The 977-nt window shown below is 43.9% G+C and carries 1 protein-coding gene; it reads left to right on the top strand.

All coding sequences use genetic code 11. The features are described from left to right. On the top strand, positions 1-969 hold a 969-nt coding region (locus A3766_RS23075), incomplete at its 5' end, for a cytochrome-c peroxidase (RefSeq protein WP_156509065.1). Positions 970-977: the final 8 nt, after the last annotated feature.

Genomic DNA, 977 nt, shown 5'->3' with positions numbered 1-977 from the left:
CATGACACAAGGCATACTCACCTTGAAGGAATGGTTTCGTTAGGTGACGATCAACAATCTTTTGGTGACCGTAGCGCACCAACCAGCAGCTATGCGAACCAGATTCCTATCTTTCATGTTAATAAGAAAGGAAAGCATGTTGGAGGACAGTTCTGGGATGGCCGAGCAGCAACACTGGCTGACCAAGCGAAAGGTCCTCCACTCGCAGGTATCGAAATGGGTATACCTAACAAAGAAAGTATGCAAGCACGTCTACTTGAATCGGAGGTCTATAAACAAGCCTTCTCTAGCCTATTTGGAAAAGACATATTAAGTAAACCGGGGAAGCTCTATGACGCCATGGCCGAAAGCATCGCAGCCTTTGAAAAAACCGATTTTTTCTCTCCCTTCGACTCAAAGTATGACCGCTATTTAAGAGGCGAATATGAACTTAGTAAGCAAGAAGAACTTGGAATGACCTTATTCTTCTCGCAGCAATTCACCAACTGTAACCAATGCCACCAATTACGAAGCAGCCCAACCGCGCCGGATGAAACCTTCAGCAATTATGAGTATCACAACATTGGTATACCGACAAACCTTGCTGTTCGAAAACAAAACAAGCTCGACGAAGACTATGTCGATATAGGTCTACTCGCGAACGCTCAAGTCCACGATGAAAAGCATAAAGGAAAATTCAAAACACCAACGCTTCGAAATGTCGCCGTCACCAGCCCTTACATGCACAACGGTGTTTTTAAAGAGCTTCGAACAGTTATCGACTTCTATAACAAATATAACTCCAAAAGCGCCAAGCGTCAGATAAACCCAGAAACGGGCGAAAGCTGGGATAAGCCAGAATTCCACGAAACAATCTCTTTTGAGGAACTTCAATCAGGCCCTGCGCTAGATGACAAGCGTATTGATGCGCTAGTCGCATTTTTAAAACTACTGACAGATAAACGATATGAAAGCCTAATCACTGACTAGACTATAAA

Source organism: Oleiphilus sp. HI0132 (assembly GCF_001635845.1).
The sequence above is the reverse complement of the archived record's forward strand: the minus strand, read 5'-3'. Positions and strand labels throughout refer to the sequence as shown.